This is a genomic window from Proteiniphilum sp. UBA5384, from assembly GCF_002410825.1.
Classification (GTDB): Bacteria; Bacteroidota; Bacteroidia; order Bacteroidales; family Dysgonomonadaceae; genus Proteiniphilum.
This window is the reverse complement of the sequence record NZ_DHOS01000010.1, coordinates 84,587-100,183: the sequence shown is the minus strand read 5'-3', so window position 1 is coordinate 100,183 and position 15,597 is coordinate 84,587. Positions and strand designations below refer to the sequence as shown.

Genomic DNA, 15,597 nt, shown 5'->3' with positions numbered 1-15,597 from the left:
GATTACATCATACCCCCCATTCCGCCGCCGCCCATCGGAGGCATTGGAGCCGGATTATCTTCTTTTTTATCAGTAATCACACACTCTGTTGTCAGGAACATGCCGGCGATAGAAGCCGCATTTTCCAAAGCCACACGGGTTACTTTGGCAGGATCAATCACTCCTGTTTCATACAGGTTTTCATATTGATCGGTGCGGGCATTGTAACCGAAATCAGCCTTACCTTCACGTACTTTCTGTACTACTACGGCACCTTCTTTTCCGGCATTCGATACAATTTGACGAAGCGGCTCTTCGATAGCACGTTTTACAATCTCGATACCTGTAGTTTCATCTTCATTTTCACCTTTCAGCCCTTCAAGAGCCTCAATAGCGCGCACATAAGCCACACCACCACCGGGGACGGTTCCTTCTTCCACTGCCGCACGGGTAGCCGAAAGTGCATCTTCCACACGATCTTTCTTTTCTTTCATTTCCACTTCGGAAGGAGCACCCACGTAAAGTACCGCTACACCACCGGCCAGTTTGGCCAAACGTTCCTGCAATTTTTCACGATCGTAATCGGATGTAGTTTTATCGATCTGAGCGCGGATCTGTCCGATACGGTTGCTGATAGCTTCTTTTTCACCATTTCCATTTACAATGGTAGTAGTGTCTTTGTCGATCGTCACTTTTTCAGCGCTACCCAGCATATCCAGTGTAGCATTTTCCAGTGTGAGTCCCTTTTCCTCCGAGATCACTACCCCACCGGTCAGAATGGCAATATCTTCCAGCATCTCTTTTCTCCGGTCACCGAATCCGGGAGCTTTCACCGCGGCCACCTTCAACGATCCACGCAGACGGTTTACCACCAAAGTAGTCAGCGCTTCAGAATCGATATCTTCGGCGATAAGTAACAGGGGTTTTCCGGTTTGAATTCCTTTTTCCAGGATAGGAAGAAGCTCTTTGATTGCGGAAATTTTCTTATCATGAATAAGGATGAGCGGATTTTCAAAATCCACTTCCATAGCTTCGGTATCGGTCACGAAATAGGGAGAGATATATCCACGGTCGAACTGCATACCCTCTACTACATCTACATAGGTATCGGTACCTTTCGCTTCTTCTACAGTAATCACGCCCTCTTTGCTTACTTTCTGCATTGCTTCGGCAATCAGTTTGCCGATAGTTTCATCACCGTTGGCAGAAATTTTAGCTACGTTTTCAATTTTCTTCAGGTCGTTTCCTACTTCCACAGCTTGTTTTTTCAGATTATCCACCACTGTGATAACTGCTTTGTCGATACCCCGTTTTAAATCCATCGGATTAGCACCGGCGGTCACGTTTTTCAAACCCACACCAATAATAGACTGCGCCAAAACAGTAGCAGTTGTTGTTCCATCACCGGCATCATCATTGGTTTTAGAAGCCACTTCCCTTACCAGTTGTGCCCCCATATTCTGGAAAGAATCTTCCAGTTCGATCTCTTTTGCCACAGTCACACCGTCCTTAGTTATCTGAGGGGCGCCATATTTTTTATCAATAATTACATTTCTGCCTTTAGGGCCTAATGTTACTTTAACGGCATCTGCCAAATCGTCCACGCCTTTTTTCAGAAGGTCGCGGGCGTCCATGTTAAATTTAATTTCTTTAGCCATTTTATTTCGATTTTTGTATTGTTGTTCGTTTATCGAACAGATTAAATCTGTTATCAGATTAATTTAAATTGAACCAAATTGAGTTTCGGTAAATTCCTGTCAATCGGCATCTACTATCCTATAACTCCCAGAATATCAGACTGACGCATAATCAGATGCTGTACTCCATCGATTTCAATTTCAGTGCCGGCATATTTTCCATAAAGCACCTTGTCACCTTGTTTTACCACCATCTCTTCATCTTTTGTACCTTTCCCCACAGCAATCACTTCACCTTTCAACGGTTTTTCTTTTGCTGTATCGGGGATAATTATCCCACTCACTGTTTTTTCTTCTGCAGCGGCCGGTTTTACCAGCACCCTGTCTGCCAATGGTTTAATATTCATACGATTTACTAAAATTGATGTTAATATAATTAGTATTGTTTCTCTAATTGACATTACCACAACTGCGAATTCTGTGCCAAATTTATTAAAGTCTATTTTCTGCCAAAAAAATACATTGAAGGCACAGAAACTGCCAAATTTACTGTCAAAATTTCAGTCTCCTTCAACCGTTTCTTGTTACCTTTGCATTTTGAAAATAGCTATTCGGTTGCACTATGTGCGAAGCACAAATAGTCCCGGCTCTTATTTAAAACAAATGAAAAAATTATTTCTCCTCTTATGTATCATCACGGCTTTTGCCGTCCAGGGACAGCCATACGCACGTATAGTGTCATTGGCACCTTCATTTACCCAAAGTCTTTATGATCTGGAAGCGCAGGATAATCTGGTGGGATGCACCAACTATTGTACGGCAGGCAAAAAAGATAATAAAGAGATTGTCTCTTCGGCCATAAAAGCCAACGTAGAAAAGATTATCAGCCTAAAACCAGATCTGGTACTGGCATCTGGACTGACCGATCCCAAAGATATAGAATTACTGAAAAAGGTTGGAATAAAAGTGGAAATCTTCCAGACTCCAAAAACTTTTCAGGAAATATGCAACCAGTTCATCGAATTGGGAGAATGGGTCGGCAAAAAAGAAAAAGCCAATGCAATCGTAATGGAAAGCAAACATACCATTGATAAGATAGCCGAAAAGAATAAACGATATACAAACCGGACAATGTTTTTCCAAATTGGAACAAATCCTATCTTTGCTGTCCTTTCCAATACCTTTATGGACGATTATATGACGCTGCTGGGAGTCCGGAATATAGCAGGCACGCTGACACAAGGCACCGTTACTCGGGAATTTGTTATCGTTAACAATCCCGATTATATTTTTATTGCTACCATGGGTGTCGAAGGAGAAGAAGAAATAAAGGTATGGAACAGATACGCCAGTCTTGAGGCTACTAAAAACAAACATATTTATACCATCGACTCGGATATCGCCTGTCAACCAACCCCTATCACCTTTGCAGAAACAATAAGGATAATGGATCAATTGATGGGAGAATGATTTGATGATGTGTGAATGATGAAAACGATGGAACAAAAACAATGGATTTGGAGCCTTTATGTCCTTCTACTTCTGGTGGGAGTCGTAACTGTGTTCATGTTATCATTGGGAATGGGTGAAATCCCCATACGAATAGGGGATTTGCCCCATATTCTTTCAGAGAAGGATAGTGTGGAATATGGCGTATTGGCATATATCCGTATTCCTCGCACATTACTGGGCTTGACCATAGGTGGAAGCCTTAGCCTGGCAGGTACTATATTACAAGGTATTTACCGGAATCCGCTGGTGGAACCCTATACCCTTGGAATTTCAGGCGGCGCATCATTGGGTATTACCTTTGCCATCGTAGCAGGAATACATCTGATCAATATACTGTTTCTGCCGTTGGCCGGATTTATCGGTGCCTTCGCGACCATCTTCCTCGTGTATACCCTCAGCCTTGGAAAAGGAGGACTCAGCATCAATCGGATGTTGCTTATCGGTGTCATGATCAGTTTCATCGCCTCCTCATTAATGATGTTCCTTATGTCCATCACGTCCACCGACAATGTTCACGGTATTATTTTCTGGATGATGGGATCACTCAATGAACCGAACAATACCCTGATCACAGTAATGGTCATACTGTCGCTATTTTGCCTGATCCTCTCTTATCTGTTCGTGATGCCTCTCAATGCACTGCGCCTGGGTGAAGAAAAAGCGAAACATCTGGGATTTAACGCCAACAGCGTAGTCCGGGTCCTGTTCATCATTACCTCATTGCTTACCGGAGCTTGCATTGCCGTGGCGGGAATCATTGGTTTCGTGGGGCTGGTCATCCCGCATATCGTACGGCTGTGGGTAGGCACGGATTACCGCATTTTGCTTATCACTTCCTTTCTGAGTGGCGGTATATTCCTGATCCTGTGCGACGTGATGGCACGCACAATCATCTCACCCAACGAGCTGCCTATCGGGGTAATTACCGGTATCCTTGGAGGTATTTTGTTTATACTATTGTTAAGTAGATCAAGACGAAAAGAAGTTAGTTGATTTACTGATGATGAATAATATATTCAATTCCGTCGATTTGCAATTCATTGTCCATTTTCAATTTTCAATTAAAAAAGATGATTTCTTTCCTTGACATACAAAATCTCTCCTGCGGGTATAGCAGTGGCTTTCGGGTACACGACATCAATCTGTCGCTTGACGAAGGATCGTTTGCCGGAATCATCGGACCCAACGGATCGGGGAAAACCACGCTGTTCAGGGGGATATCGGGAACATTACCATTAAAAGAGGGGCATATCCTGCTTGATGGAGCTGACCTGTCGAAACTTACCTGGAGGGAGAAAGCACAAAAACTCGCTATCGTCTCGCAATTCTCTGAAACAGCAGAACTATCGGTAGAGGAATATGTGTTAATGGGAAGACTTCCCTACCGTCGGCAGTTCCAATTCTTCGACAGGAAAGAAGATATTGAAATAGCGCATCACTACATGCATCTGACCAACACCTATCGTCTGCGTAATAAGTCGATGACAGAGTTAAGCGGCGGTGAGCAACAAATGGCCAATATCGCCTGTGCCCTATCGCAACACCCGCGCCTGTTACTGCTCGATGAACCAACATCGCATCTTGACATTACCCACCAGATACGGTTTATGAATCTGATCCAACGTCTGAACGAAGAGATGAAACTAAGCGTGATGATGATCATACATGATCTCTCACTCGCCGCCGAATATTGCGACTTCCTGCTGATGATGAAAGAAGGGACACCCTTCTGCCAGGGAACACCCGAAGAAGTAATAACTTATGAACATATAGAAAGTGTATACGATACGGTGGTAATCGTAAAAACCAATCCGGTGTCGGGCAAACCGGTGGTCTTTCCCGTATCCGAACAACGATTGAAGAACGGTAAGAGATAATTACACACTTTAGTTTCAAACTCTTCAGTAGCATACCATTTGGTAACATACTTTTTGATAACAGATTTTTTTATATCTTTATAAAGTATATCTGTATATATTTGTAGTTAGAAATTATACATCATTTTCCTGAGCTCAGGAAAATGAGTTTAAATAAAAAGTAATTAAAGGCAAGTAGCATCAACAAAAAAACATACACAACATGTCACAAAAGAAAAAAAACAAGCGGAATATATATCTGGTAATCTTATTGATTGTCATCGTTGGCCTAACGGTATACTACACACAAAGGGGTAATGGCGATACAGAAATATTTACCGAGTCCGGAGTAATGGATATTCCTTTTAACAAGCAGGGGGAACTCTTCTTTACAAACCAACAGAATAGAGACACACTGACCGTGATCGACATCGAAGTGGCTGACAGCGACCAATTACGTGCCCGTGGATTGATGTATCGGCGCTCCTTACCTGAAAATGCAGGGATGCTGTTTATCCAAACCCGGGCAGAGATGCAAAGCTTCTGGATGAAAAACACCTATATTCCCCTAGATATCCTTTTTGTAAATGCCGGTAAGGAAATTGTAACTATACACGCAAATACCACTCCGTTAAAGGAGTGGAATTATGCATCCACCCAGCCGGCCCTCTATGTAGTGGAAGTAAATGCGGGTTTTGCCGACCGGTACGGCATCAGCATCAACGACAAGATTGAATTCTCCATCGCAAAATAATCACTCACTGCCTAAACACTTATTCACTCTTCAAATATTTCTCCAGCCACTGATCCTGTTCCCACAGCAGGTGCAGTACATTTTCCCTAGCGGCATACCCATGGCTCTCCTTCGGTAGAATTACCAAACGGACAGGCGCACCAAAACTTTTCAGCGCCTGGAAGTAGCGTTCGCTCTGCATCGTATGGGTACCGGAATTATTGTCACTCTCACCATGGATAAGCAGCATGGGTGTTTTCATCTTATCGGCATGCATAAACGGCGACATCGCATTATAGGTCTCGGAGGCCATCCAGTAATTACGCTCTTCCGCCTGAAACCCAAATGGGGTAAGTGTCCGGTTATATGCACCACTACGGGCGATACCCGCGGCAAACAAGTCGGAATGTGTGAGCAGGTTTGCCGTCATAAATGCGCCATAAGAGTGGCCACCTACAGCAACCCGTTTCCGATCGATATACCCCAGTGCATCCACGGCATCTATCGCTGCCTTGGCATTAGCCACCAGCTGTTCCACAAAAGTATCATTGGGTTGTTCGTCCCCCTCTCCCACAATGGGAAAGGCAGCATCATCGAGGATCGCATAACCGCGTGTCACCCAGTAAACGGGGTTTCCATACGACAGGTAGGTGAATGAATTGGGGTTTGCCGTGGATTGCCCCGCGCTGCTCCGATCTTTGTACTCAGTAGGATATGCCCACATGATCATCGGAAGTTTCTCTTTCTTCTCCCTGTCGTAACCGGCGGGCAAATACAAGGTAGCGGTAAGCTCTACGCCATCTTCCCGTGTATAATTAATTACTTTCTTATATACCTTTTCAATACTTTTGAAAGGATTTTCGAAAGTGGTCAAAGGTACCGGTAGACGTTTATTGCGAATATTGCGGATATAATAATTGGGATACTCGGTAGGTGACTCGATCCGGGTGATGACCACTCCTTTTTTACTATCCACAAATGTGATCAATTCTTCTACTTTGTCGGTATACGCGGATTGATAGATCCGTTTCTTTTTCAGCGTCTTTAAATCCAGCTCGTCGATGAACGGAAACTGCCCTTCTGCCGTAAATCCGTCTCCAAAGAAGTAAATCGAATTTCCATCCATTTGCAACGTATAGGTTCCCATTGCATTCTTTGCTGTTTGCGGAAAACCAGGATCGTCATAGACATTCTGGTAGTTGCGGTCGACAAGGATACGGGGCTCCCGGGTGTTATCAGACGGATTAAAAACATACATCTTCTGATTCCGGGTATTCCACCATTGATCATGGAGGATGGCGTATTCATCATTTCCCCAAGTAATGCCGGCGTAACGGTTGACAGTTTTCACTAACGAACGGGGAGTACCGGAGAAGGGAGCATCGAGTTGGAATACCTCATCACGGAAATCAACTTTTACCTTCGGATCGCCTTTGTCGAGCGCCTCCACCCAACAGAGGGTCGACGGCTTGTCGGAGCGCCAGTAGATATTCCGTTTTCCCTCCTGTGTGGCCATAAATCCTATCGGAAGGTTATCCAGCAATGGCTGTTCGTTGAATTTCATCAGGAAATCCCCATCGGCAGTATAGATCTCTGTCATGCTCGGGAAACTATAATAAGGCACAGTATAGGAAAACGGGCGGGAGAGCATTGTCAGCAAGAGGTATTTTCCATCCGGTGAAAACGATTGCTCTGTGTACATTCCGGTCTCTTTCCATCGTACTTTCGATCCGTCGAACCCGATCTTATAAAGTTCCGAGGTTATCAGCATTTCGAAATTAGCCTCATCGACCGGATTTTTCAATAGATCCTGATAGGTGCGGTTTTGCGATATCTGGCCGTCACTGACCGACACAATCGGTCCTTCCGGCAAAGCCTTTTGGGTATCGACCAGGCCGGGGTGGCCTTCGGGAAGCATCCTTACAAGCAATCCCGACCCATCGGTAAACCAACTGTAGGGAAATCCGGCATTGGCATTCACAATACCCTTCGTCACTCTCCTTGCCTGCAAGTCCCTCAGGTCAACAATCCATAGCTCAACCCCCTTTTCCACCGTATTGGTAAAAGCCAATTTTGTATCATCAGGCGAAAAAGAGAGGTATGCGATACGAGGATCAGAAGGTAAGCCTTCTATTTGCCTCACAGTTGCATCATTTGTCTTTTTATAGCGTATATTATTGATATAGGTTACCGTGCTCGATATGTTGGCATCGGGATTGATACGCAGTCCGGCCAACCGCACTTCAGGTTGGTTCAGATCCGACAATGTTTTAAAGGTATTCCGGTAAAGGAACAGTATCTGCTCCCCTTTGCTGTCCATATTGACGGATGGCGCTCTCTCGATATCGACCAGTTCCAAGATCTCAGCCGGCGGTACCTGATAAGTGATATTTTCCTGCGATTCAACAAACCGAGTTGTCATAAGCAAAACCAATAAAATGATAGAAACTCGTTTCATGATGGATATATTTCTTTTTGAAAAACGGAAGCCGAGGCCTGCGCGGTAGGCATTACAACCATATCGTTAATATTCACATGCGACGGGCGGGAAACGGCAAACCAAATGCATTCCGCGATATCATCGGCCACTAAACACTCATATCCTTCATACACTTTATCCGCACGATGCTTATCCCCATGAAAACGGACAACGGAGAATTCTGTTTCCACCGCCCCCGGACAGATCTGGGTAACTTTTATATTATATGGGAGCAAATCAAAACGCATCCCTTTTGTCAAAGCATCTACGGCATGTTTGGTAGCACAATATACATTTCCGTTGGGATAGGCCTCTTTTCCGGCGATGGATCCGATATTGATGATATGTCCCTTCTTACGGACAACCATACTTTGCGAAACAAAGCGGGTAACAAATAATAAACCCTTTAAATTGGTATCAATCATCCGGTTCCAGTCCACGCTATCACCCTGTTGAAACGGCTCCATACCCGCAGCAAGCCCGGCATTATTCACCAATACATCAATATCCTGCCATTCCGGGGGCAAATTTTCCAAAGAATTATTTACTTCTTCTTCATTCCGCACATCGAAACAGAGAGTAAAAACAGAAGAACCACCTCGTTCCAGTTTATGCTTCAATACATTCAATCTATCCTGCCGCCTGCCGGTAATTATCACAGCGAAACCCTCTTCGGCCAGTTTCAGAGCTGTAGCCTCTCCTATTCCGGAAGTGGCACCCGTAACCAATGCTATTTTTTCCATACAATTCAATTTCAGGACCAAGAACCAAGAGCTAAACACCCCAGAACATTTTTCTTTGTCCACAAATGGGATGAAAAACAGTTGGACTTATAATTTAATCGCAACACTTAAAAGAATTATCAAAAATACTGTAAAAAACCCATATCCCCTCATTTTAATAAACAAAATCTCGTTTCTATAAACAAAAAACTATATCTTTACGTTAATCTAAAAATAAGATCCTATAACAAAAACATCACCTATGGAGGAACATTTTATTACGGTGAAAACATTTACTTATCCCGCCGACATACCCATCGTACAATCATTTATGGAAATGAGGGGTATTGAGATCTATATGAAAAATCTCACCTCCAACAGGATAGCTTACACTATTGGGGATATAGAAATGCAGGTTAAAAGCTCCGACTATGAAAATGCCAAAGAGGCACTGATTGAAGGCGGATTTTCTAAACCGGAAGATTTCCTATAATTTCAATAATCTTCATGTAGAGGTTTAATTTGAGAGTAAGAATAATGGAGCAATGAGGTTGAGTAAAAAATTGTATTTCCTATGTCAATAGAGCTAGAAAAAAAAGAAACACGCCACAAATACATCCTGATTGGATTTCTTATCCTGTTGGGATTGATCATTTTCAGGTATACACGTCCCTATATGAGTGGATTCCTGGGGGCAGCCACCTTATATGTGCTTGTGAAAGGGCAACAGAAATACCTGACACAGAAGCTCAATTTCAAAAAGGCGATCAGTGCATTGCTAATCGTATTGGAAGTTCTTTTCTTTATTCTTCTTCCCCTCACAGGACTCACTTTTCTGGTCATCGACACTGTTTCAGAAATCTCCATCAATCCCGAGGCTATCCTGAGACAGTTTAATGAATTTGTCGATAACCTGGAAGAACGATTGGGTTTTAATATATTCACGCCTGAAAATCTGGCAGCACTGCCGAGGGCAGGATCTAATATATTACAGGTATTGGGGAACGGTGTCTATTCATTTGTGATCAATGTTATTGTGATCCTCTTCGTACTTTATTACATGCTTTTCAATAGCAATGATTTTGAAACAGCCATCCGGGAAATCCTTCCCTTCAAAGAGGAAAACAAACAAATCCTGGCGGAGGAAACGCGTATGATCATTCAGGCAAACGCTGTTGGGATACCGCTTATGGCTATTATCCAAGGATTCTTCGCCTATTTGGGTTATCTCTTTTTCGGGATAGACAGTGCGGTTCTATATGCCATTCTTACCGCTTTCGCCACTATCCTACCTATTGTAGGCACCATGATTGTATGGGTGCCATTAGGAATTTCACTGCTGATTGGAGGTGATTACGTGAACGGTGTCGCATTACTTGTCTATGGCATGTTTATTATCGGAGGCGTGGACAATGTAGCCCGCTTCCTGTTGCAAAAAAAACTGGCCGATATCCACCCGTTGATCACTGTTTTTGGAGTGCTAATAGGAATTCCCATGTTCGGTTTTTGGGGTGTCATCTTCGGACCACTCATACTCTCGCTGTTCATTTTATTTTTCAACATGTTCCGTCACGAATATGTACCGGGATCAAAAGCTGAACCGCGTGTTACCACACGTATAAAAGCGAACAAAATGGAAATACCCCTTATTGAACCGGAGGAAAACGAATCGAATAAACACCGAATAAACACCGAATAACTATCAAACATCCATCGAACACATTTTGGCATTATTTTTGCATTATCTTTCAAACGATCCTCTAAGTGAACGTTTTCGTTAAGTCAGATGAATAGAGGAACAAAAGATAACTAAAAAAAATTTTTTATTCGATTTAAAATAAAAGATTATATTTGTAGTCGATACACAGCAAAAATAAGAAGGAGTTAATAGATGGATAGTAACTTTTCACAACGAGTCAGAGACATCATGGCATATAGCCGTGAAGAAGCAGGAAGACTCCAGAATAATTATATAGGACCGGAACACCTTATGCTCGGCATACTCCGGGATGGCGACGGATTAGCTATCCAGGTGCTTCAGGACTTTGATATCGATCTGCATGTGTTGAAAGATTATATCGATTCGCACGTGCGTGCCACCCAAGAGCATTATGATGGAGCCAATGAACTGGTAATCAATAAAAATACGGAAAAAGCTTTAAAAATGAGTATACTGGAAGCGCGTCTCACCAAGAGTCAGGAGACCGATTCCGAGCATTTATTATTGGCGTTACTGAAAGAAAAAAGCACATTGATCAATGATATTCTCACGCAGTTTCAGCTCGATTATTCGAGTGCTTTTCTTTATATAAAGAGCATCCTCGACAACCGGACAGAAGATGAAGATATGCAATTTCCTGCTGGAGGTCCCAACTTTACCGACGACGAAGATGAAGATGCGAACGAGAAATATCCGTTCAATCCGGGAGGTGGGCAAAGTTCATCCTCTCAGCAGACAAAAACCAGCGGATCAGATACCCCCGTACTCGATAATTTTGGGACAGATATCACCCGTGCCGCATTGGAAAACCGTCTTGATCCGGTAGTAGGACGAGAAAAAGAGATCGAACGCATTGCACAGATACTCAGCCGCCGTAAGAAAAATAATCCGGTACTTATTGGTGATCCGGGTGTAGGTAAATCAGCTATTGTAGACGGACTTGCCCTGCGCATCACGCAGAAGAAAGTATCCCGTGCCCTGTTCGACAAACGGGTGATTGCTCTTGATATGGCATCGATCGTAGCAGGCACCAAATACCGCGGTCAGTTCGAAGAGCGTATCAAGGCAATCTTGAATGAATTGTCGAAGAATCCGAATATCATCCTCTTCATCGATGAGATACATACTATCGTAGGTGCAGGCGGTGCTGCCGGATCACTGGATGCAGCCAATATGTTGAAACCGGCACTGGCAAGAGGTGAGATACAATGTATCGGAGCCACTACACTGGATGAATACCGGAAAAATATTGAGAAAGACGGTGCACTGGAACGCCGTTTCCAGAAAGTGATCGTAGATCCTACCACCCCTGAAGAGACATTGCAGATTCTGCGTAATATCAAAGAGCGGTATGAAGAGCATCACAATGTACGGTATACCGATGAAGCGCTGGATGCGTGCGTGAAGCTGACGGACCGTTATGTTTCAGACCGTACTTTTCCTGACAAGGCGATTGACGCACTCGATGAAGCCGGTGCCCGGGTACATATCTCCAATATAGTGATTCCGAAGACCATTGAACAACTCGAAGAGGAGTTAAAGGAGGTAGAACAGCAGAAGACCGATGCGGTAAAAGCGCAGAAATATGAATTAGCAGCCAGTTACCGCGATAAACAACGCCAGCTATTACTGGCGCTTGAAGCGGAAGAAGAACGCTGGCAAAAGGAGATCAAGGAAAAGCCGGAGATCGTTGATGAAGAGAAAATCGCCGAAGTGGTCGCCATGATCTCAGGTGTTCCCGTACAACGTATTGCACAGGCTGAAGGGCAGCGGTTGCTGGAAATGCGTGATGAGCTGAAGAGCAAAGTAATCGGGCAGGACGAAGCGGTGGACAAGATCGTCAAAGCTATCCAGCGTAACCGGGTAGGACTAAAAGATCCCAACAAACCCATCGGCACCTTTATGTTCCTCGGCCCGACAGGGGTAGGTAAAACGCATCTCGCCAAGAAACTGGCAGAATTCCTGTTCGATTCGTCCGAAAACCTTATCCGCATCGATATGAGCGAATACATGGAAAAATTCAATGTATCGCGACTGGTGGGAGCACCTCCGGGATATGTGGGCTACGAAGAGGGCGGACAGCTCACCGAAAAAGTACGCCGCAGACCCTACTCGGTCGTGTTACTCGACGAGATCGAAAAAGCACATCCCGATGTATTCAATATTCTGCTTCAAATACTGGACGAGGGACATGTGACCGACAGCCTCGGACGGAAGATCGATTTCAAGAATACAATCCTGATCATGACTTCCAATATCGGTACACGGCAGTTAAAGGATTTCGGACGTGGTATCGGGTTCAATACGAACCATGATGTGACAGATGCAGAATACTCACGTAACATTATCCAGAAAGCGCTGAACAAAGCGTTTGCACCCGAGTTTCTGAACCGTGTGGATGACATCGTGATGTTCGACCAGTTGAGTAAAGAATCGATTTACAAGATCATCGATCTCGAATTGAAAGGCCTTTACAAACGGATCGGAGACCTGGGATATAATGTCATCCTCACTGAACCGGCAAAAGAATTCATTGCCAATAAGGGATATGACGTACAATTTGGAGCACGTCCATTAAAGCGGGCCATCCAGAAATATATCGAAGACGAAATGGCAGAAATGATCATCCGTACCGGTATGAAAGAAGGCGACACCGTCCTGGTAGATTTTGACAATGAAAAGCAGAACGTGGTAATGAAAATCGAAGAAAAAGAATCTGTGTGATAAATCATATGTTTTCAACCATTATACACACCCCAAAAAAACATCAAAAATTTTGGGGTGTTATTTTAATATATTCACCTGAATTGTTATAGAGATGGCATCTATCGATGTGAGTTGGGGAAACTTTGTGGAAAAAGGGGATGAGTCCTCTTTTTCCATCATTTATAATACTCATGCGGATGATTTATATTCCTATGGAATCAACCTGGGTTTTCAGGAAGAAATGTGTAAGGATGCCATACAAGACACATTTTATAAACTCTATGTATCCAAGGATAATCTAATTCATATAAAAAATATTACCGGCTATATTTTCAAATCATTTAAGCACCGTCTTATTGACCTTTCCAGAAAAAATATACGGAAAGAGACTCTTGAATCTGTTGCTGACTCCTTTACAGTGCAGGTAACTGTACTTGACAACATAATCGACAGCGAGAAGGCTGAAATTTTACGAAAAAAGGTTGCTTCACTCCTTAACGAACTAACACCCAATCAGCGGGAAGTTGTCTATCTGAAATATATGATAGGACTGGAACATAAGGAAATAGCCGATCTATTGGATATACGAGAAGAGTCCGCCAGAAAATTACTGTACAGAACAATGGAAAAACTACGACAAACAATATCCGAAAAAGATTTTCCGGATGCTTTAAGCATGTTATTGACCCTGGTTCCCTTTCAGAGATTTTTCTAATAAAAGATAAAAGAATGTACTTTTCCGCCAAACTGTTTCAATTCAGTAGATTTTATGGTGATTTCGGATGAAATTATTATCTTTCCACCCATAAAGATGTTAAATTTTTAATTTTTTCATTTATTTATGTCCACGTCGGCGAAGTAAATCCGTCATTATTATAAAAGGAGTTATTGTGGACAATATAGAGGTCAATAAAAACCAATCTTTTAAACCCGATCATGACTTTCTTCTCGATGAAGATTTCATTCAATGGAGGCTTTTCCGGACGGAAGAGTTGGATAAATATTGGATGAATATCATAAAAGAAAGACCATACCTTGAAAAAGCATTTCGCGAAGCAATCAGCCAATTCAGAGCCATACAGATCAATCAGGATCAACTACCGCAAGAAGATAAGAAAGAGATTTACAAAACCGTTCTGTTAAACATACATCGTTATAAGAGACAAAAACTATTACGGAGAATCGGATCGGTTGCAGCAGTGTTGATAATAGTTTTTTTATCTACCTTATTAACTCTCCATCAGAAAAATAGTCATCCGGTCAGGACCACTTCGGAGAAGGAAGTCATCATAGGGCAAACGCTTCCCGAAGAAGAGATCTATCTTTTATCCGGAGAAGAAAAAATCAATATATCCCAGAAGTCCCATATTGGGCTCACCGGTGATGGCAAAGCGCTGGTGACTGATAGTACGGATTCAACAAAAGAATTGTCGCTGGTCACCACACAACTGAATAAACTGGTTGTTCCATATGGTAAAAGAGCAAACCTGACGCTTCCGGATGGAACGGAAGTCTGGTTGAATTCAGGGACCCAGCTCGATTTCCCCACAAAGTTTACGGGAAGCAGCAGAGAGATATATGTAAATGGTGAGATTTTCATTGATGTGGCACATAATCCGCAACAACCGTTTGTCGTACATGCGCACGATATGGATATTTATGTACATGGTACCTCTTTCAATATTTCTGCATACCATGATGATAACCAAAGAACCGTAGTATTGGTCGAGGGAAGAGTGAAAGTAGAAACATCCGGAAATCATACAGCCGAGTTATTACCCAATGAAAAAATTGAGATAACAGAAAACGGGATGACAAAAGAACATGTGGATGTATCGGAATACATTAGTTGGACAAAGGGTGTATTGGAATTTGATGAAACAACCATCTCCGAGATACTCAAAAAAATAGGACGATACTATAATGTGCAGTTTGAGAGCAGTCCCGACATAAAAATGAATGATAAGACCTGTTCCGGCAAATTGTTTCTTTCGAACAACCTGGATAGCGTAATGACTTCTGTTTCAGTAATTTCATCCACTGTGTATCAAAGGGAAAACAATATCATCCATATTACAAAAAAATAGAGAAAAGCCTATGGGAGGAAACAAGCGAAATAAAAATCGGACAGTGCGGCCACACTGTCCGATAGAAACGAAAAATAATCTACAACTAACTCTTAATTAATTATGTAAACTAAAATTCATTACAAATGTATGAAAGAAAAAATTAAATACAACTTGATTGCAGATA

Annotated in this window: 13 protein-coding genes; 9 read left to right on the top strand and 4 right to left on the bottom strand. The window is 42.9% G+C overall.

The window, feature by feature from the left end; translation table 11 throughout:
• Positions 1-2: 2 nt before the first annotated feature.
• Both groL and B4G81_RS03325 read right to left on the bottom strand, forming a co-directional pair.
• Entirely contained in the window at positions 3-1,637 is a 1,635-nt protein-coding gene (groL, locus tag B4G81_RS03330; protein WP_294080090.1) for a chaperonin GroEL, read from the bottom strand.
• A gap of 113 nt (positions 1,638-1,750) precedes the next feature.
• A complete protein-coding gene (locus B4G81_RS03325) occupies positions 1,751-2,023 on the bottom strand; it encodes a co-chaperone GroES (RefSeq protein WP_294080089.1) in 273 nt (90 codons plus the stop codon).
• A gap of 256 nt (positions 2,024-2,279) precedes the next feature.
• On the opposite strand from B4G81_RS03325, the gene B4G81_RS03320 reads away from it, so the two are divergent.
• From B4G81_RS03320 to B4G81_RS03305, 4 genes are all read left to right on the top strand, one after another.
• On the top strand, positions 2,280-3,086 hold the full coding sequence (locus tag B4G81_RS03320; protein WP_294080084.1) for an ABC transporter substrate-binding protein: 807 nt from the start codon (positions 2,280-2,282) through the stop codon (positions 3,084-3,086).
• A gap of 27 nt (positions 3,087-3,113) precedes the next feature.
• On the top strand, positions 3,114-4,121 hold the full coding sequence (locus B4G81_RS03315) for a FecCD family ABC transporter permease (RefSeq protein ID WP_294080082.1): 1,008 nt from the start codon (positions 3,114-3,116) through the stop codon (positions 4,119-4,121).
• Between the two features lie 77 nt (positions 4,122-4,198).
• Complete coding sequence (locus tag B4G81_RS03310) at positions 4,199-5,005, top strand: ABC transporter ATP-binding protein (RefSeq protein WP_294080080.1); 807 nt, start codon at positions 4,199-4,201, stop codon at positions 5,003-5,005.
• Positions 5,006-5,207: 202 nt separating this feature from the next.
• On the top strand, positions 5,208-5,738 hold the full coding sequence (locus B4G81_RS03305; protein ID WP_294080077.1) for a DUF192 domain-containing protein: 531 nt from the start codon (positions 5,208-5,210) through the stop codon (positions 5,736-5,738).
• Between the two features lie 19 nt (positions 5,739-5,757).
• On the opposite strand, the gene B4G81_RS03300 is transcribed toward B4G81_RS03305, so the two are convergent.
• Together B4G81_RS03300 and B4G81_RS03295 are read right to left on the bottom strand one after the other, a co-directional pair.
• A complete protein-coding gene (locus B4G81_RS03300) occupies positions 5,758-8,175 on the bottom strand; it encodes a prolyl oligopeptidase family serine peptidase (RefSeq protein ID WP_294080068.1) in 2,418 nt (805 codons plus the stop codon).
• Positions 8,172-8,939: an SDR family oxidoreductase gene (locus B4G81_RS03295; RefSeq protein ID WP_294080065.1), complete on the bottom strand. Its 768-nt coding sequence runs from the start codon at positions 8,937-8,939 to the stop codon at positions 8,172-8,174. Before B4G81_RS03295 ends, B4G81_RS03300 begins: the two co-directional genes overlap by 4 nt.
• Positions 8,940-9,180: 241 nt before the next feature.
• Between B4G81_RS03295 and B4G81_RS03290 the strand changes: the two genes are divergently transcribed.
• The 5 genes from B4G81_RS03290 to B4G81_RS03270 all read left to right on the top strand — a co-directional run bounded on the left by B4G81_RS03290 (position 9,181) and on the right by B4G81_RS03270 (position 15,431).
• The gene (locus tag B4G81_RS03290) at positions 9,181-9,411 is read left to right on the top strand and encodes a hypothetical protein (RefSeq protein WP_294080059.1); all 231 of its coding nucleotides are present in this window, start codon (positions 9,181-9,183) and stop codon (positions 9,409-9,411) included.
• A gap of 81 nt (positions 9,412-9,492) precedes the next feature.
• Positions 9,493-10,617 (top strand): AI-2E family transporter, encoded by a 1,125-nt coding sequence (locus B4G81_RS03285; RefSeq protein ID WP_294080053.1) that lies wholly within the window; start codon positions 9,493-9,495, stop codon positions 10,615-10,617.
• Positions 10,618-10,809: 192 nt separating this feature from the next.
• Positions 10,810-13,362 carry an ATP-dependent Clp protease ATP-binding subunit gene (locus tag B4G81_RS03280; protein WP_294080051.1) on the top strand — a complete coding sequence of 851 codons (2,553 nt, stop codon included), beginning with the start codon at positions 10,810-10,812 and terminating at the stop codon, positions 13,360-13,362.
• Positions 13,363-13,456: 94 nt separating this feature from the next.
• On the top strand, positions 13,457-14,059 hold the full coding sequence (locus B4G81_RS03275) for an RNA polymerase sigma factor (protein ID WP_294080049.1): 603 nt from the start codon (positions 13,457-13,459) through the stop codon (positions 14,057-14,059).
• 175 nt (positions 14,060-14,234) lie between these two features.
• Positions 14,235-15,431, top strand: a complete 1,197-nt coding sequence (locus B4G81_RS03270; protein ID WP_294080048.1) for a FecR family protein — start codon at positions 14,235-14,237, stop codon at positions 15,429-15,431.
• Positions 15,432-15,597 lie beyond the last annotated feature (166 nt).

Bases quoted from the DNA above. Each gene is read 5' to 3' on its own strand.
- groL (WP_294080090.1), bottom strand. From the start codon at position 1,637: ATGGCTAAAGAAATTAAATTTAACATGGACGCCCGCGACCTTCTGAAA.
- B4G81_RS03325 (WP_294080089.1), bottom strand. From the start codon at position 2,023: ATGAATATTAAACCATTGGCAGACAGGGTGCTGGTAAAACCGGCCGCT.
- B4G81_RS03320 (WP_294080084.1), top strand. From the start codon at position 2,280: ATGAAAAAATTATTTCTCCTCTTATGTATCATCACGGCTTTTGCCGTC.
- B4G81_RS03315 (WP_294080082.1), top strand. From the start codon at position 3,114: ATGGAACAAAAACAATGGATTTGGAGCCTTTATGTCCTTCTACTTCTG.
- B4G81_RS03310 (WP_294080080.1), top strand. From the start codon at position 4,199: ATGATTTCTTTCCTTGACATACAAAATCTCTCCTGCGGGTATAGCAGT.
- B4G81_RS03305 (WP_294080077.1), top strand. From the start codon at position 5,208: ATGTCACAAAAGAAAAAAAACAAGCGGAATATATATCTGGTAATCTTA.
- B4G81_RS03300 (WP_294080068.1), bottom strand. From the start codon at position 8,175: ATGAAACGAGTTTCTATCATTTTATTGGTTTTGCTTATGACAACTCGG.
- B4G81_RS03295 (WP_294080065.1), bottom strand. From the start codon at position 8,939: ATGGAAAAAATAGCATTGGTTACGGGTGCCACTTCCGGAATAGGAGAG.
- B4G81_RS03290 (WP_294080059.1), top strand. From the start codon at position 9,181: ATGGAGGAACATTTTATTACGGTGAAAACATTTACTTATCCCGCCGAC.
- B4G81_RS03285 (WP_294080053.1), top strand. From the start codon at position 9,493: ATGTCAATAGAGCTAGAAAAAAAAGAAACACGCCACAAATACATCCTG.
- B4G81_RS03280 (WP_294080051.1), top strand. From the start codon at position 10,810: ATGGATAGTAACTTTTCACAACGAGTCAGAGACATCATGGCATATAGC.
- B4G81_RS03275 (WP_294080049.1), top strand. From the start codon at position 13,457: ATGGCATCTATCGATGTGAGTTGGGGAAACTTTGTGGAAAAAGGGGAT.